Annotated in this window: 14 protein-coding genes; 13 read left to right on the top strand and 1 reads right to left on the bottom strand. The window is 31.0% G+C overall.

The annotated features are described in order from the left end of the window. Positions 1 to 505 precede the first annotated feature (505 nt). From PXD56_RS02835 to PXD56_RS02780, 13 genes are all read left to right on the top strand, one after another. The gene (locus PXD56_RS02835) at positions 506 to 1,852 is read left to right on the top strand and encodes an undecaprenyl-phosphate glucose phosphotransferase (RefSeq protein WP_276491847.1); all 1,347 of its coding nucleotides are present in this window, start codon (positions 506 to 508) and stop codon (positions 1,850 to 1,852) included. Positions 1,853 to 2,017: 165 nt separating this feature from the next. Next, entirely contained in the window at positions 2,018 to 4,312 is a 2,295-nt protein-coding gene (locus tag PXD56_RS02830; RefSeq protein WP_276491846.1) for a GumC family protein, read from the top strand. A gap of 48 nt (positions 4,313 to 4,360) precedes the next feature. Continuing rightward, complete coding sequence (locus PXD56_RS02825) at positions 4,361 to 5,749, top strand: lipopolysaccharide biosynthesis protein (protein WP_276491845.1); 1,389 nt, start codon at positions 4,361 to 4,363, stop codon at positions 5,747 to 5,749. Positions 5,750 to 5,781: 32 nt separating this feature from the next. Further along, positions 5,782 to 7,362: a hypothetical protein gene (locus tag PXD56_RS02820; RefSeq protein WP_276491844.1), complete on the top strand. Its 1,581-nt coding sequence runs from the start codon at positions 5,782 to 5,784 to the stop codon at positions 7,360 to 7,362. 95 nt (positions 7,363 to 7,457) lie between these two features. After that, positions 7,458 to 8,585, top strand: a complete 1,128-nt coding sequence (locus PXD56_RS02815; protein WP_276491843.1) for an acyltransferase family protein — start codon at positions 7,458 to 7,460, stop codon at positions 8,583 to 8,585. 40 nt (positions 8,586 to 8,625) lie between these two features. Then, positions 8,626 to 9,618 carry an acyltransferase family protein gene (locus tag PXD56_RS18620; RefSeq protein WP_420828436.1) on the top strand — a complete coding sequence of 331 codons (993 nt, stop codon included), beginning with the start codon at positions 8,626 to 8,628 and terminating at the stop codon, positions 9,616 to 9,618. 13 nt (positions 9,619 to 9,631) lie between these two features. Continuing rightward, positions 9,632 to 10,792 (top strand): glycosyltransferase family 4 protein, encoded by a 1,161-nt coding sequence (locus PXD56_RS02810; protein ID WP_276491842.1) that lies wholly within the window; start codon positions 9,632 to 9,634, stop codon positions 10,790 to 10,792. Between the two features lie 90 nt (positions 10,793 to 10,882). After that, positions 10,883 to 12,172: a WcaI family glycosyltransferase gene (locus PXD56_RS02805; protein WP_276491841.1), complete on the top strand. Its 1,290-nt coding sequence runs from the start codon at positions 10,883 to 10,885 to the stop codon at positions 12,170 to 12,172. A 424-nt stretch (positions 12,173 to 12,596) separates the two neighbouring features. Then, on the top strand, positions 12,597 to 13,679 hold the full coding sequence (locus PXD56_RS02800) for a phenylacetate--CoA ligase family protein (RefSeq protein ID WP_276491840.1): 1,083 nt from the start codon (positions 12,597 to 12,599) through the stop codon (positions 13,677 to 13,679). A gap of 4 nt (positions 13,680 to 13,683) precedes the next feature. Continuing rightward, complete coding sequence (locus tag PXD56_RS02795) at positions 13,684 to 14,748, top strand: sugar-transfer associated ATP-grasp domain-containing protein (protein WP_276491839.1); 1,065 nt, start codon at positions 13,684 to 13,686, stop codon at positions 14,746 to 14,748. Positions 14,749 to 14,800: 52 nt separating this feature from the next. Next, the gene (locus PXD56_RS02790; RefSeq protein ID WP_276491838.1) at positions 14,801 to 15,790 is read left to right on the top strand and encodes a glycosyltransferase family 4 protein; all 990 of its coding nucleotides are present in this window, start codon (positions 14,801 to 14,803) and stop codon (positions 15,788 to 15,790) included. Beyond that, positions 15,787 to 16,953 (top strand): glycosyltransferase, encoded by a 1,167-nt coding sequence (locus PXD56_RS02785; RefSeq protein WP_276491837.1) that lies wholly within the window; start codon positions 15,787 to 15,789, stop codon positions 16,951 to 16,953. The genes PXD56_RS02790 and PXD56_RS02785 overlap by 4 nt, the downstream gene beginning before the upstream one ends. A 9-nt stretch (positions 16,954 to 16,962) precedes the next feature. Continuing rightward, entirely contained in the window at positions 16,963 to 17,529 is a 567-nt protein-coding gene (locus PXD56_RS02780) for a WcaF family extracellular polysaccharide biosynthesis acetyltransferase (protein ID WP_276491836.1), read from the top strand. Here the strand turns inward: PXD56_RS02780 and PXD56_RS02775 are convergent. Next, positions 17,526 to 19,838 carry a hypothetical protein gene (locus PXD56_RS02775; protein WP_276491835.1) on the bottom strand — a complete coding sequence of 771 codons (2,313 nt, stop codon included), beginning with the start codon at positions 19,836 to 19,838 and terminating at the stop codon, positions 17,526 to 17,528. The genes PXD56_RS02780 and PXD56_RS02775 overlap by 4 nt on opposite strands. Positions 19,839 to 19,940: the final 102 nt, after the last annotated feature.

The following is a 19,940-nucleotide window of genomic DNA, read 5'->3' as shown; positions in this document are numbered from 1 at the left end:
GCCCTTTTGTATTTCTCACTTTAATAGCCTATCCAAAATAACACAAAGCTTTTCCTAATATTCTTCAATACTTAGCCGTCTTGCCGTTAAGAACAAATAATCTTTTATAAATGATCTTACACTAGGCCACAAATCATGTAAGTCAATATTTACAAATGATAATTATTTAGGTAATTTTATGTCAATACCTATGCTAATTTCCTTTAAAAATAAGCATATCATAATTCATAAAATCACCCCTATTTAATTTTGGAATCTTACATTAAGCTACTTATGTTTGCTTCGTAATATCACCTCCCCCATATATTTTTTTGAAGTCTTTGGTAAACTTCGTTTTTATCTTTTTTACCAATTGTTGGCCTACGTAAAATGTGACCGACCGCGCGGAGCGCTATATCAAATTTAAATAGACATTACAAGTATATACAGGCTGAGCAACTCGGCACACCCATTTTTACGCTACTATTTTTAATTACCCTAAACCAAATTTCAACCTATAAATAAAATGAAAAAATCATTTTATGTCATTCCGCTTTCTTTTATAGCGCACCTATTAATCATTAACATTACCTTATACATACTTACTCCAATAACCTTCAATACGGTTTTCAGTATTATATATTTTAATGTCACTTGGTTTATGATTACCTATGCTATAGATTTTTATCCTACGGCAAGACGAGAAAGTTTTAATGTCAATCTAAAAAGCTTTTTTACTTTATTCATTTTATTTGGTTTAGTTTACTTTACGTCGTTTGCTTTTTTAAAACCTTACCCCTACTCTTGGCAATATCTATTCATGGTCTTTATGGTTATTTGTGCCTTATTGACTCTTTTTAGAATATTCTTTTATTGGTCAAGAAACTTTATTAGAAGTAATAAGATTACCTATACCAGAGCTGTTGTAATTGGCCGGGACAAAAACCTAAAAAAACTTAGAAGAATTTTTGATATACCAGAATATGGTTACAAATACATGGGGTACTTTGATAATTCTAAATCTAACAGCCCAACATATCTAGGTAGTATAGAACGTAGTTTCAATTATATTTTTGAAAACAATGTGGAAGAAGTGTATTGTTTGGCCTCTCGTCTATCTAAGGATGAAATCAAACATTTAATGAACATAGCTGATAATAGCTTTAAAAAAATTAAAATAATACCGGATAATAAAGAATTATTCTCCAGAGCAATGTCTATAGAACTGTATGATGCTGTCCCCGTATTAAACCTAAGAGCATCTCCTTTAGATTTGGATTACGCCAATTTAATTAAACGAATTTTCGATATTCTATTTGCATTAATGGTGATTATATGTGTGCTTTCTTGGTTAATCCCGCTAGTATTCATCTTGATGAAATTAGACTCTAAAGGACCTTTATTTTTTAAACAAAAAAGACATGGTGTAAACAAAAACACTTTTTGGTGTTACAAATTTAGATCTATGACTAAAAATAAAGATAGTGATACGGTTATGGCTACAAAGAACGACATGCGTATTACCAAACTTGGTAGAATATTAAGAAAAACCAGCATTGATGAATTACCGCAATTTTTCAATGTTCTTAAAGGCGATATGAGCATTGTAGGTCCTAGACCACATATGGAAGTACATACCAAACAATACGAAACCTCTGTTGACAAATATCTAGTGCGTCATTTTCTAAAACCAGGTATTACTGGGCTTGCACAGGTTAAAGGGTATAGAGGAGAAATTATCCATAAATCGGATATTGTCAATAGAGTACGTTATGATATTTTTTATATGGAAAAATGGTCTATACTTTTAGACATTCAAATCATCATACTTACCGTTACCAATATTTTCAAAAACGAGGAAAAGGCGTATTAATACTTATATTTATGTTCCTTGTTAATGATGTAACAGAATATAATCACAAAGACTACTCATAAAAAATAAAATATTTAAAACGTACAAGAATAGCTCCTTAATTTAGCGGATATTACTTTAAAGCTATTAAATATTTCAACTAAGAATAATAAGACATTTTCAATAATGAATGAAATCAATTTTGATTTAAAAACTTCTGAAAGCAAAAGTATAGGACAAATTTTTAAATCTTATCTAAAGTACTGGCCGGTTATAATTGCTACAGTAATAGCCTGCTTAACACTTGTTTTTCTATATTTAAGATATTGGTCTCAAAATGAATTTGAAATCAATAGTACAATTTACTTAAAGAGCATTAGTTCAGGTAAAAATACTGGCGATATAGAAGGCTTTAGAGATTTTGGATTAATAAAAACTACACAAAGTTTAGAAGATGAAATTGGCATCATAACTTCTTCTGGAATTATGGAGGAAGTAATTACCGATAATTTTTTAAATATCAGCTTTTATGTGAAGGGAAGTATAAAAGATGTGGAGATTTATGGTGAAGAAGTGCCCGTTCAAATTTTGATTGATGAAAATGCGGATATCGTACCTTATGATCAATTTATAGATTTAACTTTTATAGATGAAACCTCATATCAAATAAGAACAGAATATGAAAAACAAGAATATAATAATACACATGCTTTTGGTGAAACCGTAAACACGAAATTTGGTGTATTTACAATACTAAAAAAACCTGAAGTTAGAGATATTACCCAGTACAAACCTCTTCGCTTTTTAGTTTCCGATAAAGAACAATTAGCTACTTCCTATTTAAAAAACCTAAGTGTATATCCTGACAACGACACAGGAAGTCTTCTTAGAATGACCTTCGTTTCTACACATAAAACAAAAGGGGAAGACATTTTAACTAAACTTATTAACACCTACATAGAAAGAACTATTAAATATGAAAATGAGATAGCTGAAAATACTATCAAAATAATTGATAATCGTTTAAAATTACTATCAGGTGAAATTGAAAATGTAGAAAAATCTGTTGTTGATTTTAAAACTAAAAATGTAGTAACCGATGTATCTAGTAATGCTGACACATATATTCAACAAGCAAACGATTATAAAGAAAAAGCTTCTGATTATCAAAGTCAAATAAATATTTTAAGTCAAGTAGAACAAACATTATTAAACGGAACAATTGAAAATTCTATTGGAGGTGGATTTTCTATTAATGACCGAACACTCACTGAACAAATCAGCAAATACAACGCTACTCTTTTAGAGAGACAAAATCTTTCTCAATCGGCTGTTACGTCAAACCCAATGATTATAAAACTGGACGGCAACTTATCTAACTTGAGACAGTCCATTTTACAAAATGTTCAAAGTACAAAAAACGGGCTCTCATTGGCAAAACGTAATTTACAAGAAAATGCGAATAGGTACGATGCACAATTGGCAAGAGTGCCAGGTATGGAAAAAAAATTATTAGACATTAGCAGAGACAAGAGCACCAAAGAAGGCTTGTATCTATACTTACTACAAAAAAGAGAAGAAGAAGTTCTGTCTCTTGCGGCCCCAGCCTCTTCTACACGTGTTATTAATCAACCAAAGGCGGGTCTTTACCCCATCAGTCCAAATAAGAAATTAACGTATTTAGCAGGCTTATTACTTGGCCTTTTTCTACCTATATCTATAATATATTTTAAAAACACATTTAATACGAATATCACTTCTTCAGATGAGGTTAAACAGTTAACTGCTGCTCCTTTAGTTGGTGAAATTTCAAAAAACAAAGACTCTAAGTTAATTCTAACCAAAGAAGAAGAGGGAGAAGAACAATCCCCTACCTTAGAATTATTCAGATTATTACGTTTTAATATAGATTACTTAATAAAAGATGCACCAAATAAAACGATAATGATCACGTCTTCGGTAAAGGGTGAAGGAAAAACTTTCATTGCAGCAAACTTCGCTTTATCACTTGCCTCGGTTGGAGAAAAAGTAGCCTTACTTTCATTTGATTTAAGACAGCCTTCTTTAATGAGTTATTTTAATTTGGATGAAAAAAATGGTATTACGGATTTCATTATAAAAAAGGGAATAGACAAAGCGCCTTTACTACAAAGTTATAGCAATATTGAAAATTTACAGATTATGGGTTCTGGTAAAGTAATTGGACAAATAAGCACAATTGTTTTACATGAACGCGTTGGTATTTTAATTAATGAGCTGAAACAAGAATTTGACAGAATCATTATTGATACGGCACCTATTGGGCTGGTATCAGATGCTTATGCCCTTAACCCATTTATTGATAGTACAATTTATGTAGTACGTGAAAATTTTACAAAAAAAGAGCACTTAAGTATTGTTGAAAATATCTATCAAAACGAAAAGCTTAAAAACTGTATGGTTTTACTGAATGATACAGCACCAAAAGATACCTACATGTAATTTTTTGAAAGAGAACCTTTTTAATATTCGCATAAATAAAAGATTTACATGTCTTTAAACAAAAGAATACTAAGTAATGGTCTAGCCTCAATTCTACAAAAAGTAGTCAGGGTTGTTGAACAATTATTCTTAGTTCCATTTTTTATTACGGCTTGGGGTGCAGCTTATTATGGAGAATGGCTAACACTGACCATAATACCAAGTGTCATGGCTTTTTCTAATTTAGGATTTGGGTCTGCGGCCGGCAACAGCTTTGTTCTAACTTATGCCGCAGGTAATAAACAAAAAGCTGCAAACATAAGTAAAACCGGTTTTTACATAATTACCATTATGATATTCATAGCAATTGTGGTCAGTGCATTGACTATAGTGTTGTTAGATTATTTTAATGTGTTCGAAAAATCTTTAATTGACAAGACCGATGCAATTGTCGCAGTTTCATTTATGATTGTTGCACAATTACTAATGTTCTATTTACAATTGATGGAATCTTACTATAGAGCTGCACAAAAAGCAGCTTTAAGTATCAATTTGATTACCACGAAATCAGCATTTTTAATTGGCACGGGGTTACTAGTTCTTGTCTTAGGATATGGTGTTATAGAGTTTGCTATTACGCAATTCATAGTAACTTTATTATTTATAATTTTTTATGGTATAAAAGGTAAGAAAGTAATTGGTCTTTTTAAAACGCATGTTGGTATCAAGGATAAAAACATTTTAAAGGACATTACCGCTAAAGGACTTAGTTATTTAATGCTGCCTGTATGGCAAATTATTTATTTCCAAGGTACCACATTCGTAGTAAGAATTGTACTTGGTCCTGAAGCGGTTGCAATCTTCAACACCGTTAGAACATTAAGTAGATCATTTAACCAATTTCTGTATTTGGTTGAACCAACCGTTTTTCCAGAATTACAGTATTACATTGGTAAAAATCAATGGCAAACTGCAAAAAAAATATTTCGAATATCTATTTTAGGTGTGTTTATTTTATCAATTTTAGGATGTATACTATTGGCAATATTTGGTCCTTGGTTTTATAACATATGGACAAAAAATGCTCTTGAATTACCATTAGCTATGTGGTATATAAGTATCTCAGGTTTAATATTCAACGCCTTATGGTATAGTGCAGAGATGGTATTCAGAGCAGTCAACCAACCTAAAAAAATGGGCATTTACGGAATTATTGGCGCATTAATCTCGGTAGCATTTACTTACATATTCTCTAGCTACTTAGGTTTAGTGGGTGCAGCGTTAGGTGCTCTAACATTAGATATTTTATTAGTCATACTAATACTACCTCTTGGCTGTAAATTAATGCATATGACCTTGGGTGATTTATATAAGCACGGCATATCAGATTTCATGACGCTAAATCAACAAATTAAAACTAAACTAAAAGGCATAAAAAATAAAAGTTCTTCTCAATAACCTAATAGGGTTTTGATAATTACTCTTAAAATATGATTTACTCAGAAAACCATAGCATTCGCCAAATAAACCTAGTACTAAAGGTAATTTTAGTAATTGGAGTAGTTGGTGAATTAATATTTTTCCCTTCCATTCCTAACTTTTTCGGTTGTGTTATGGCAGTCATTAGTTACATGGTGTTTTCTTATTTTTTTAAAGCCGTTTATATTAAACTATTCCCATTTGCATTTCTCATGTACCTTTCTATGTTCATGTATCGATTTCTACCTCTTATAGCAACTTTGGTAGAAGGTAAACCTATAACTTATGGGTTTGAACGACCATATCAAACTTTCATTGGTGAAACCATACTGTTTCTTATTTCCTCAATGGCCTTTTATTTTGCATGTAATCCTAATAAAGCAGTTTTTAAAAATAATATTATTCAAAAGACTTTAAAAAAAGTTAATTTCTATGAAATTAACCCCCCTATTATTTGGGCAATGGGGTTAATAGGTTTTGTTATAAAGGTTTATAATTTAAGTCGAGGCGGAGTTGAATACGGTGATGTTTCCGGAAAATTTCTAATTGGGCTAGAATACCTCATGTTTGCACCTATATGCCTATTATTTCCAGATTTAATTAAGGTAAAATATAAACAAACAAAATTGGTTTGGGTGTACACCATTTTAGTAATCACATTAAACGTAGCTTCTAATAAAAGACATTTAATTATAACACCATTTGGAACCATGGGTCTGTTGTTCTTTTTGCATGTTATTATTAAAAATATAAATCTGACAAAACTTGTTTCGCCCTTAAAATTCATTCTTGGTTGTATACTAATATATTTTACTTTGAATTTTCTTACAAACCTATCGACAGCAATGTTGCATACTAGAGAGGTTATGCTATACGATGCTGAACAAAGGAATAATGCTGATAAACTTAAAGCTTTTGAGAAAACAATTGAGATTTTACAGGATAAAAGCTTAATGAATAGGTTAAAACTAAAACGACAAAAAAAGCAATACAATCCTTTAACCAACTATCATCAAGCTTGGTCAGAAGAATATGTAGATAATTTCATGCTTGAGAGATACGCAAATATGAGAATTACTGATGAAACCCTATATTTAGCTGAAAAAAAAGGGTTTGCAAGCAACCAGATGATAAACTATTTTTCAATTGGTATGATTGGGTTAATCCCATCACCAATACTTAGTTTTTTGGGTATTGAATTTAATAAATCTCTCTACGAATTTTCTAGAGGAGATTTATTATCTGGTAGAAGTTTAGGCGGATATCGCGTTACAAGTCATGTTGGAGATGGATTAGCTACATTTGGATACTGGTACTTCCCATTTCAAGCTTTTGTATTCTTTATCGTTTTCAAACTTCTAAATACTTTTATACTCTTCTCTAAAAGTGGAATTAAATATGCACCATTGGCCATAATGAGCATTTTTAATTTCCTAGGGCTTTTTACTAATGCCAATGGTATTAGTAGTGACCTAAGTTATATTCTAAGAGGATATTTACAAGACATTGTTACTTACTTAATAATATTATTATTTGTAATAACAGCATATAAAATATTACAGCCTAAATGGTCTGTTTTAAGAAATAGGTGAACTGTTAACTATCAAGAAGTTGAAAAAAGACAGATACTTTTCTACAAATTATAAGTCCCGTTTAAAAATCTTCAACAAAAAATTATTGTAATTATATGGAATTAAATAGAAAACGAAAATTCCGTCGCTTAAAAATTTTAGATAGTATTAGAGGAATGGCAGCCCTAGTAGTTTTATATCATCATATTTTTAAATTAAACAAGAACATTTTTCACAGTATCTTATCTGAAAAGATTTATCTTATATTTAAATTTATATCTGATTTAAATTTTGAAGCCGTTTTATTATTCTTCATAATTTCAGGCTTTTCAATAGGGTTAAGCACAATCAAAAGACCTTTAAAAAATAAAGACGATATCAATGGATACTTATATCGTAGATTTAAAAGAATTTTGCCTATTTATTGGATAGCCATTACACTATCATTGTTAATTGGTCTCGTAATGAACTTACAAAACTTACCAGACTTTAATATTAAAAATTTAATTGGCAATTTACTCTTCTTACAAACAGGTAAAATAATTGAAAATTCGTGGGTAATTCCTTATGGTTTGAATGGACCATTGTGGTCTTTATCTTTTGAAATGTTTTTTTATTTATTTTTTCCTTTAGTTTATTTAATTAACAGCAAATATTTAAAAAATACGAGTCTTTACATAAAATATTCTTTACTAATACTATTAGCACTTTTAGGTATATTGATAAATAAAAAGATTCTTTTTATCCCACAATTTTTATTTTTAGGGGGATTTGTTACATGGATTTTGGCATATTTTTCAGCTCAATATTTTATAAATCAGAAAAAAAGACACTTTTTTTTCTTGATAAATTTCATATTTGGCTTAATTATTCTTTTACTAAAAGATTTTATTCCTTCTAACAATTTTATCAATATTGGCAAAGGCATGTGTATGAATGGTATTTTTTACTTTGCAATAGTAATACTAGATAAAATAAAACTAAAAAAACTTGAAAGTATTTTAAATTTTCTGTTTTATAAAATTGGAGAAGGAAGTTATGCTATTTATGCTTTACATTATCCAATATTACTTTATTTTAAAAATCAACAAATAGCTCTAACTTATCAATTAATATTTTTTCCGTTTTTCTTCGTAGTGTGTTATTTCTTAGAAAAAGAATCAATTAAATGGAAGTTGAAATTTTTGAATATTAATTATTTGAAACCACTTTTATATATTAATAAAAACATCAAATTCTCATAAAGAATTTGATGCTGATTACTAATAAAATAGAATTAATCTAATGCCTCGAAATATTAATGGAGATTTATTGAAAAGTATTTCAATTTTTGGAGTAGTATATATCCATGCTTATTCATTAATAGATAAAACTTCAATATTAATATTTATACGAGATGCTTATAGATTTGCAGTTCCCTGTTTTATAATTCTTTGGGCCTATTTTTTAGAAAAACACTTCTTAAGAAAAGAAAACGACAAAAAAAAATATCTAACAACTCGTTTCATCCACCTCTTGCGGGTTTTTCTGATATGGAGCTTACTATACTTTCTACTTTCTGTTAATTGGTCTACTTTAACGTTCAAAAATTTATTTTCACAATATTTCAGTGGTTACGGTTGGTCAGGACAATATTTCTTTATTATCCTCTTTCAATTAATTATCATCTATCCACTGTTAAGAAAAATATACCATATAAAAATTCTTAGATTCTTATTTATAATATTAACATTTATTCTATATACCTATTTTGAGTTTTATTTCTATATGCTTCCTGAAATGATAGTTAAATTAGGCTATCGACCCTTTTATTTCTGGATAATCTATGTGTTCATTGGCATTTCATTAGCTAGAAATCCTTCCAAAAAAATTTCTACAATATTTCTATTTTCCCCTATTATACTAGGATTAGAATTATTCTACCTAGGCAAATATAATTTTGAGCATTTTGATTATATAACTTTGGGAACTCTTATTTTTTCATCTTTATTTTGTGCTTTTTTTACTCAAAAAAAACCGTTGAATTATACAGAAAAGATCAATAAACTAATAAGTTTTATTGGTCAAAACACGCTAATCATTTTTGTCAGTAACCCTCTTGTAATAATTCTATTAAATAATATTATTGAACATACTGGATTAATAAACACAGAAGTACAAACACACACCTGGATAAATATTCTGTTATCTCTAGTTATTGTAACAATAGTCTTTATTGCAACATTATTAATTATTAAAGTCTTAAAGAAAACAAGATTAATTAAGATATTAGGTTAATAGAACGGAGAGGATGAAAATTATTTTTCTAACCCATCATGAAGAGTTTAGAGGGTTTAGCATGACTCGCTACACCGAATTTTTGAATAATGGTTTTCAAGAATTAGGCTATAAGACAGAAGTATGGGCTCCAAATAATTTTTTAGCAAAATACAGTACTCATAAACCAATTAAAAAATGGTTGCGCTATATAGATACCTTCGTTTATTTTCCATTTAAAATAAAACGTAATTCTAAAAAGCAATCAAAAAATACGCTATACGTTTTAATTGATCAAGCTTTAGGCATGTGGATGCCTTTTATAGAAAATAAATTACACGTAGTACATTGCCATGATTTTATAGCGCTAAAATCTGCTTTAGGTCGTATCCCAGAAAACAAAACAAGCTGGACTGGGAAACAGTACCAACATCTTATTTTTAAGGGATTTTCTAAAGCGAACAATTTTTTATGTATTTCAAAGAATACAGAAAAAGAACTGCTAACATTTCTTAAAAAAAAACCAGACCACATTACACACATTTACAATGCTATAGACCCTATGTTTAAAGTAGGTAAAACTGCAGCTTCAAGATACGTGATGAGTAAACATCTAAAAATAGATGTAAGCCATGGTTACCTACTGCATGTTGGAGGAGGCGATTTTTACAAAAATAAAAAAGGGGTTATAGCTATCTATGACCAATGGCGTACCATCACAAATAAAACATTACCTCTATTACTAATTGGCAGTGCACCTAATAAAGAAATTAAAACATTGTTTGAAGCTTCGCCTTTTAAGAACGATATTCATTTTTTGATCCGGGTTGAAAATCACATTTTATTAAATGCATATCAAGGAGCCTCTCTATTTCTCTTTCCCTCCTTGGCAGAAGGTTTTGGTTGGCCTATTGCAGAAGCAATGGCATGTGCTTGCCCCGTTATAACTACCAATGCAGCACCAATGAATGAAGTTGGTGGTAAAGCGGCTATCTATATAGACCCTTGTATATCGCCTAACGAAATTAAGCCTTGGGCAACTAAAGCGGCAAAAGTTATTGATACTACTTTAAATTTAAGTAACGATAAACTTATAAGTTTAAAAAAAACTGGCCTGGAGCAGGTTAAAAACTTCAACGGCAAAAATGTCTTGCTAGAAATAGAATCATTCTACAAGTCTATTACTACTTCTTAGTATAAAATAATAGACATATCATTTATTCAAATATTTTTTGCATTTGCAGTTATCATATTCCCACAATACAAATCTTTTAATGCACACACCATGAAAACAAATAATACAAAACGCATTTTGTTCGTCGGCTATAATTTTTCTCCTGAGCTTACTGGTATTGGAAAATATTCAGGAGAAATGATGCATTGGTTGGCAGAAAAGGGACATGAGTGTACCGTTCTAACCTCCTACCCTTATTATCCTTATTGGAAAATACAGAAACCCTATAGAAAGAACCGATTTTGGTATAAAAAAGAAGTGACCAATTTTGAATCTGGAGGAAAACTACGTGTTATTAGATGCCCAATGTACGTGCCCAATAAACCTAGCGGTCTAAAAAGAATGTTACTAGACTGTACCTTTTCATTATCCGCCTTTTTAGTAAGTATTCCCCTTCTATGTTGTAAAAAATATAGCAGAGTTATTACCGTCGCCCCTTCTTTTCAAATTGGTTTACTCGGCGTCTTTTACAAGAAACTTAAAGGTGCTATTCATATACACCACATTCAAGATATGCAAATTGAGGCTGCACAAGATTTGGGAATGATTAAATCCCCAAAACTTTTAAAGACTTTATACGGTATAGAAAAATACATTTATAAGCATACCGATATTATTAGTAGTATCTCTGATGGCATGATTGAAAAAATAGAACGTAAGGCATTGAAACCTATATCATTTTTTCCCAATTGGACAGATACCAATACCTTTTATCCCATTGAAAACAGTAAAGATTATAAAAAAAATTGGGGCTTTAAATCATCGGATTTTATAGTACTATATTCTGGAGCTATAGGTGAAAAACAAGGCTTAGATGCCATTTTAACTTCCGCAAAAAATCTAGTAGACCATCAACATTTGCAATTTATCATTTGTGGAACAGGACCCTACAAGGAAGTTTTGAAAGAAAAAGCCAAAAACATGAATTTGAACAATGTTCATTTTATGCCCCTACAACCTAAAGGCAAGTTTAATAAATTTTTAAATATTGCAGATATACATTTGGTGATACAGAAAGAAAAAGCCAGTGATTTGGTGATGCCTTCAAAATTAACTACTATTCTTTCCGTAGGGGGGTTAGCTTTGATAACGGCAAACCCAAATTCTAGTTTACATCGCGTGGTCAGTAAACATAACATGGGTATTTTAGTAGCCCCAGAAAATCAAGAAGCTTTAGATACCGGAATTTTAATAGGTCTAGGTGAGGTGGATAATCAAGACATTAAACAGGCAGCACGGAACTACGCAGAAAAATATTTGGCTATTGATACGGTAATGCAAAATTTCAACAAAAAAATAACCGCTGAACAAAAACGACAGGTATTACAATTCGTCGATTAAGATTGTAAAATTGTCCAATAAAATAATTTTGGAACTACATACTTACTATATTTAAAATTAGACCTCATAACATTTTAATTTTAGTTGCACTATATTATTGAAAGCATTCAATACCCCCATATTAAACATCTATAATCAAATAGTATGAAATGGCCCACTATTTCAATTATCTATGCAAAATAGCTTATCAAAAATACTTTTTTCTTTAAAGACTAAGATATTAAGTCCAAAACTTGAAGACTTACATCAAAACACGGTTGATAATCTTCATGTTGAAAATATTGCAACTCTCAACTTCGAGAAAAGGCAAAAACTTTTTCAACATGCTATAAAACATTCCAACTTTTATCGCAGTAAATATAAGCACCTAAAAGCTTTTAGTACCGGAATAAATTCACACGAGGATTTTCTACGATTACCTCCCATGACCCGAGAAGAATTAAGGTTGAATTTTGATGAAATAAAAGCTAATAATGTAAAATCTAGGGCTTGTAAAAAAGTAAGTACATCCGGCAGCACAGGACCATCAGTATCTGTATTACATGATAAGAGACATCCAGAAACACCAATACGATGGCGAATTTTAAAATGGTGGGGCGTAGAGCCATGGGAAAATCAAGCATTTATCTACCGTTTTAAAAAACCGCTACTTGAGCGAATAGTGAATACGTTAATGTGGTGGCCAACTAAAAGGGTGTTTCTGGCTGCAGCTAACCCTACTGAACAACAACTTTCTAAATTTGTTCGTGATTTCAATAATATTAAACCATCATTATTACAAGGCTATGTCGATGTGGTTTTTGAATTTGCTTTATATCTTTTAGATAATAATATTGACATACATCCACCTAAAATGGTATGGGTCACCTCTGCCCCACTTTTTGAAGAACAACGAGAGCTAATGCAAAAAGCATTTAAAGCTCCTGTATGTGATCAATATGGAAATACGGAAATTATGCTAATAGCTGCAGAGTGTCCGGAACAAAACGGTTTACATATTATGGAAGATACTGTTCATATAGAATTTGTAGATGAAAACAACCAACCTGTTCCACCTAATACATCCGGCAAGGTGCTATTGACAGATTTAACCAACTACGCATTTCCAATAATACGCTATGAAATTGGTGACGAAGGCAAATTTAAAGATCACTCATGCCAATGCGGCTGCCCCCTTCCATTAATGGATAATATTAGAGGTAGGCAGTCAAAGCATATTGCAACACCTTCTGGATTGCAAATTAAAGGAGAACATATTATGGCCATGTTTGATGGACACATGAAATTCTTCAAAGAAATACAATTACGCCAATCACCTGATTATACCGTTTGTATTTATTATGTTCCTAGAGAAGTGGAAAAAGGAAAACAAGAAATAAAGGTCATGGCGCAAATGCTAAAACAAAGAACCAGAGTTGAAATTACAATTACACACGAAGAAGTAAAACAAGTAAAGCGTGTTGGTAAAAAATCTCCAATTATTATAAGCGAGCTTCAAAAAATTTAAGGTAATGATGCAATTTACAAAACTTACCAAGCAATCTTTTGAGCGTGCTTTGAATATAAAATATCATTATGATTCTAATAAAGTAGCTAAAAGGGTACTTCAACAAATTGAATTAGAGAAAGGAAAGTTAAATTCCAAATCAAAAAAGGTAGCCAATGACTATGCACGTGATGTCTTAGGCTGGAAAGGTTTTGCGCCATGGCTTTATGTATACACACTTATGTATGGGAAATTTATGGAAGGTTGGTTACCTGATAATTATTATGGTAGAATAGTATTACCAAAAATTCAAGGCGATTATGGTAAAATCTCTTTCTTAAAACCATTTACAAATAAAGTATTCAATGAAAATATCTGTCAAGATTTGGCTTACTATATTAATGGGGAATGGTTCTCAAAAGATTTTAAAATTAAAACATCCGAACAAATCAACGCATTAATAGCCAACGATCACACTTACAACAATATAAAGGTTATTAACAAACTAGATCATAGTTATCAAGGTAAAGGTATTCGGGTATATAATAAAGATAGTTTTAATGCAAATAAAGTCAGTAAAAATGGTAATGGCGTTATTCAACCATTTATAGACCAACATGATTTTTTTAATCAATTTACTAAAGATGCTGTTGCAACTTTAAGATTTACAACGGTAATAGACAATGACGATAAAGCATCATTAAGAGCTAGTTTTATTAGGCTAGGTAGAAACAATCAAACTCACGTTCAATCTAGCAATCAAATTATTGTTCCAATTGATGCAACAACTGGTAGATTAGCTGAGATTGGATATGATCAAACATATAAATCTACCCACATACATCCGGATACAAAAGTTACTTTTGAAAATAAAACCATACCATTTTTTCACGATTGTGTAAATATGGTCTTAGACTTGCAAAACAAAATGCCCATGATAAAATTAATTGGGTGGGACATTATTGTGGATAATACAAATAGAATCGTATTAATGGAATGGAACGGTTATGGAACGGGAATAGCATTTTCAGAAGCCACACAAGGCCCAGGTTTTTCTGATTTAGGTTGGAGCGAATTTTATAAAAAATGATATTTTAATTTTACCATGAGTACAGCAACTTAAAATTTGAACAATTTTTCTAATGAAAATCAATTATTTTTTTAGACATCCAAAAGTAGGTCATTCTATACATCGTGTATTTAGAACTATAATTCAAGAGTTAAACAAAACACTTGATATAGAAACGTATGATGTACCTAATGTTGGTTCAATGCCAATCGATGTCCTAGAGAATAATATATATACATATAAAAAAAGAGATAAAAAGGCTATTCATCATGTTACCGGTCATATACACGATGTACTTTTATCACTGATCGGAGTAAAAACAGTTTTGACCATTCATGACCTTGTATTCTTGGACAATGTTAAAAATCCTATTAAACGCTTTTACAAATGGTTGTTTTGGTTATACCTACCTATTAAAATCGCAGACAAGGTAGTTTGCATATCTAACCAGACCAAAAACAATATTTCAAAAAAACTAAACACAGATAAACTATCGGTTATTCACAATGCGGTGGATCCAATATTTAAATATACACCTCAGGATTTTAATGAAGATAAACCGACTATACTACATATTGGAACAGGTTGGAACAAAAATCTAGAGCTTACTATTCAAGCATTAGATAATATTGACTGTCATCTAAGAATCATTGGAAACATAAGTGCTAGACAATCGCAACTTCTTATAAACCATAACATCGATTTTTCAAATGAATGTAATTTGACCGATGAACAAATTAAACAGGAATATGTTAACTGCGATATTGTAAATTTTCCTTCAAAATATGAAGGCTTTGGTATGCCTGTAATAGAAGGGCAACAGACAGGTAGGGTTGTCGTCACCTCAAAAATAGAGCCCATTATTGAAATTGCCAATGACGCTGTTGCTTTCGTAATTCCTAATGATGCTAATTCATTGAGAAATATATATTTAAAAATAAAAAGCGATTCTATTTATAGAAACAGTATTATAGAAAAAGGACGCACAAATGCAAAAAGGTTTTCTGTAGAAGCCATTGCATTACAGTACATTAACTTATATCAAGATTTAGATAAAGAATGAAAATACTACGTATAATACCTAGCATGGATCCAACACAAGGAGGTCCGTGCCAGGGCATTCGAAATTCCATCCCTGAACTACAAAAGTTGGGAGTAATTAATGAGGTCGTGTGTTTAGATGAATCATCTTCCGCCTATTTGGGCCATGACCCATTTACTATTCATACTTTAGGAAACCCTAAAACACCATGGAAATACAATAAAAACTTATTGCCATGGTTAATACAGAATTTTAAAAATTATGATACTATAATAGTACATGGACTTTGGTCTTATCATAGTCATGCAGCTATAAAAGCTTTTTTAAGACTAAAAAAAGAAGATAGGGATTCTCCTAAGATATATGTAATGCCGCATGGCATGTTAGACCCCTACTTTCAAAAGGCAGATTCACGCAAGTTAAAAGCTCTACGTAATGACATTTATTGGAAATGGGTAGAAAATAAAGTGATAAACCAAGCTGACGGTATTTTATTTACTTGTGAAGAAGAATTGGTATTGGCCCGAACAACATTCCCTAACTATAAACCAAAAAAAGAAATTAACGTTGGTTATGGTATACAGCCACCACCAGCATATACAAAAGAAATGCGTGAAGCATTCTTTAATAAAGTACGGCAATGGAACGGTAAACCCCATTTGGTATTTCTAAGCAGAATACACCCTAAAAAGGGGGTAGATCTACTCATAAAAGCCTACCTTAAAATTGAAGGGGAAATGGACAATATACCTCAACTACTAATTGCAGGACCGGGGCTTGATGACCTCTATGGAAAGGAAATGCAAAGCCTAGCTAAAAAATCTAAGAATATTTTATTTCCAGGAATGTTAACAGGCAATGAAAAATGGGGTGCTTTTTATGAAAGCAGTGTTTTTGTGCTACCTAGTCACCAAGAAAATTTTGGTATTGCCGTTGTAGAGGCATTAGCCTGTTCCAAACCAGTACTCATAAGTGAAAAAGTAAATATTTGGAGGGAAATTGCACAAGAACATGCAGGTATTGTCAAAAAAGACAACGAAAAAGATACATATCTACTTTTAAAAGAATGGCTAACAAAGACCGCTACAGAACAAGAACAGATGGCAAAGAATGCTTTTAACGTCTATTCAAAACACTTTACTATTGCCAACGCTGGCAAACAATTATTAAACAAAATCGATTAAACGCTATTCATGAACACTACAAAATCTAAAGTACTGTTGAATGATTTTAATTCTAACATAGGGTTAGAAAGAGGAGCAAGCAAATTAAAGGAAATTTTCTGGTATTTAATCAAAATACTTTTTTTCTTAAGTGCTTTACCTTTTCCTAGTGTGTTTAAAGTATGGCTGTTAAAAATTTTTGGTGCAAAAGTAGGTACAGGTATCGTTATTAAACCAAGAGTTAATATACACTTTCCCTGGAAATTAGAAATTGGAAATCATGTATGGATAGGTGAAGAAGCCTTTATCTTAAATTTTGAACAAATAAAAATAGGTAATAACGTATGTATTTCTCAGAGAAGCTTTTTGTGTGGAGGAAATCATGATTACCGTATACCATCCATGCCTTACCGAAACGGACCTATTGAACTACAAGATGGGTGCTGGGTAGGGGCTAATTGTTTTATTGGACCAAATGTAGTAATTGGTTATGATTCTGTGATAACCGTTGGGTCAATTATAGTTGCAAATACGCAACCGAATACAGTTATTACTCAAAGACCTGAAAACAAAAATGTTCAAAGATGGCGTGCTTAATTAGTTGTTTCTGCTATTAGTTCAAAATCTATTTTAAGTGTGCCTTTATTATTAAAATTATTACCTGAATATATAGTATAGATGGTATTAGAAGTCAAAGGAAAAATGTCATTCACATTGTTCGTTATTGTAATTGGCGTATTAACCGATATGGCTCTAGATGTCATTAAATTATCTACAAGTCCATTACCCATACCCATTGAAATAGAATTTACATTTCCATCTAATGGGCTTAATAATTCTATCATTATCCGTTTTATAGCAAAACCTTGTGGCAATTGCATTACCGAAGTATAAGACTTTCCAGCTCCTAAATTTATAGTATCACTTTTAATCCATGATACTATATTTAGATTATCTGTTTGCTCATAGTTAATATTATTTGATATGTCTTCTAATCTAGCATAATTGGAGTTCGTATTTACGGGTTTCGCAAATAACATCCTGCAGCCCAATCCAAAAGGGTCGCTATCAATATTGCGCCAACCGTGAACTTGAATATCATAATAATTATTAGCTCCATCTTCCATTGTTGGCGAATCATGAAAAATAATTCCTCTATTGGTTTGGGTAGAAATATGATTATCTATATGCACACTAGAATTTATTATAGTATTATTGTTTCCGAAAAAACCAAAAGTAGCTGTTGATGCACCTTTAAATTCTTTAACATAAATTTTTACATTATCTAAATACACATTACTACCATAAGCAGGTCTAATCGGCATTACTTCAGTAGATTCTCCAATATCAATTAGTGTTACATCTTCTAAAATTACATTTTCTAGCGGATGATCAAATAATAATCTTAAAGTACTAACCTTTGCCAGCGGATTAAAAATGCCAATATTGCTTTCTGCGTAAATATTCTTAAAGTGGCCATTAATTACACCGTCAAAACTTCCTAAACCATCTCTTCTATATGACTTGTAATTTTCAACATAAATATTCTCTGGTTGTTGTGTCAATTTTAAAGAATTTGCGTAACCTATGTTAATTCCTGTACTACCACGAACAGCTGATGTACCTATATAATTACCATAATCATATACATTTCTTATGTCAACATTATTAGTTGTAAAATTTGAAGAGTAATCATAAGAATCTCTATTTAAATAAAATAAATGAGGTGGTGGAAAATCATAATTTTCCCCGTCAAAACCTCCTAAATAATTACCATTTACATCTTGAAAATCAGAATATCTATAGGAAATTACATTATCTACATGAAAACCATCTACAACACCCTGAAAACCCATAATTGCACCATCAACAGTTATATTATTTAATATAATATTTCTGCTAATAGATGTCGGTGCCGAATTTGAACTTACCGTTTGATTTGCACCGTACTGTTCTTTCATTTTCATTATAAAAGGTATAAACGTGTCTGCTGAATTACCTTTAGCAACAAACTTTACATTTTCGAAAATAACATCTTCAGCTGCCTCTAATAAAAACATTGCATAAAATGCCACAAAACCTTTATCTTTTGGAAAAACTCCATTAAAACTAATATCCTTATAATCACGTAAATAATCTCTTAGTTGCTGTAAATTCAGAAGAAAATCATTATTAAACCCAAGAAAATTTTCACCATAATTAGCTATATAAATTTGATCATATAAAAAAGTAATGTTTTTGATTGTAACATCTTTCGTCAATGCTAAATAAAACGCAGGTGAAAGCAAATTATTTACAATAATACGAGCATCATTAGCACCCTCTATCCAGGTATTATCCTCTAAAAAAATTGATTTTTTTCCAGTTTCCTCCACATCTAGAAACATATCACGATCTACCAACACTTTTAGGCTTAGTGAATCTGCATAGGCCAAGGTTTCTACAAAAGCTTCTCTATCATCTGTAACCCCATCCATTACCGCTCCAAACCAATAAGGCATTACATATTCATTACCGTAAGTACCTGTAAACGTTACATCTTCTGCAATTGGATCTCTAGCTTCTGTTGTTATTACCGTACTATCCCCTTCTACAGTACCATTTTCTATATGACCTTCATTAAAATACAAGGTAACATTCATAGGTAATTCAACCAGTTCATTTTGTAAATCAAAAACCTCATTAATTTCTAAAACTGAATTTGCATATTCTGGAGGTATATTTTGCCAATCAAAATCACTTGGTAATATTATAGTATTCGTTGGCTTAGAATTATCTGAACTTTCAACAACATCGTTTATTACATAACTAGATAACAAGTCTGCGTCTTTAGCACAAGACATTTGTAAAAACATGCCACAGATGACAATTAACGTAAGTAAAAATGTATTCTGACTAAATTTCATTAAGATAACATATATGAGTAGCGCTACATTTGATGGTCAAAGTATAGCTCATAGTTTAAACCGATTTTATAAAAGGGAGAATTTTATAATTAAACGTTTAAA

Origin of the sequence: Maribacter zhoushanensis, from assembly GCF_029350975.1 — a bacterium.
Lineage (GTDB): Bacteria > Bacteroidota > Bacteroidia > Flavobacteriales > Flavobacteriaceae > Maribacter > Maribacter zhoushanensis.
Note: the sequence above shows the minus strand (reverse complement) of the source record. Positions and strands in the feature narration are given on the sequence as shown.

What these genes read in the sequence shown, in the direction of transcription:
- PXD56_RS02790 (WP_276491838.1), top strand. Translation starts at nt 14,801, where the DNA reads ATGAAAATCAATTATTTTTTTAGACATCCAAAAGTAGGTCATTCTATA.
- PXD56_RS02810 (WP_276491842.1), top strand. Translation starts at nt 9,632, where the DNA reads ATGAAAATTATTTTTCTAACCCATCATGAAGAGTTTAGAGGGTTTAGC.
- PXD56_RS02785 (WP_276491837.1), top strand. Translation starts at nt 15,787, where the DNA reads ATGAAAATACTACGTATAATACCTAGCATGGATCCAACACAAGGAGGT.
- PXD56_RS02815 (WP_276491843.1), top strand. Translation starts at nt 7,458, where the DNA reads ATGGAATTAAATAGAAAACGAAAATTCCGTCGCTTAAAAATTTTAGAT.
- PXD56_RS02780 (WP_276491836.1), top strand. Translation starts at nt 16,963, where the DNA reads ATGAACACTACAAAATCTAAAGTACTGTTGAATGATTTTAATTCTAAC.
- PXD56_RS02795 (WP_276491839.1), top strand. Translation starts at nt 13,684, where the DNA reads ATGATGCAATTTACAAAACTTACCAAGCAATCTTTTGAGCGTGCTTTG.
- PXD56_RS18620 (WP_420828436.1), top strand. Translation starts at nt 8,626, where the DNA reads ATGCCTCGAAATATTAATGGAGATTTATTGAAAAGTATTTCAATTTTT.
- PXD56_RS02830 (WP_276491846.1), top strand. Translation starts at nt 2,018, where the DNA reads ATGAATGAAATCAATTTTGATTTAAAAACTTCTGAAAGCAAAAGTATA.
- PXD56_RS02775 (WP_276491835.1), bottom strand. Translation starts at nt 19,838, where the DNA reads ATGAAATTTAGTCAGAATACATTTTTACTTACGTTAATTGTCATCTGT.
- PXD56_RS02825 (WP_276491845.1), top strand. Translation starts at nt 4,361, where the DNA reads ATGTCTTTAAACAAAAGAATACTAAGTAATGGTCTAGCCTCAATTCTA.
- PXD56_RS02800 (WP_276491840.1), top strand. Translation starts at nt 12,597, where the DNA reads ATGACCCGAGAAGAATTAAGGTTGAATTTTGATGAAATAAAAGCTAAT.
- PXD56_RS02835 (WP_276491847.1), top strand. Translation starts at nt 506, where the DNA reads ATGAAAAAATCATTTTATGTCATTCCGCTTTCTTTTATAGCGCACCTA.
- PXD56_RS02820 (WP_276491844.1), top strand. Translation starts at nt 5,782, where the DNA reads ATGATTTACTCAGAAAACCATAGCATTCGCCAAATAAACCTAGTACTA.
- PXD56_RS02805 (WP_276491841.1), top strand. Translation starts at nt 10,883, where the DNA reads ATGAAAACAAATAATACAAAACGCATTTTGTTCGTCGGCTATAATTTT.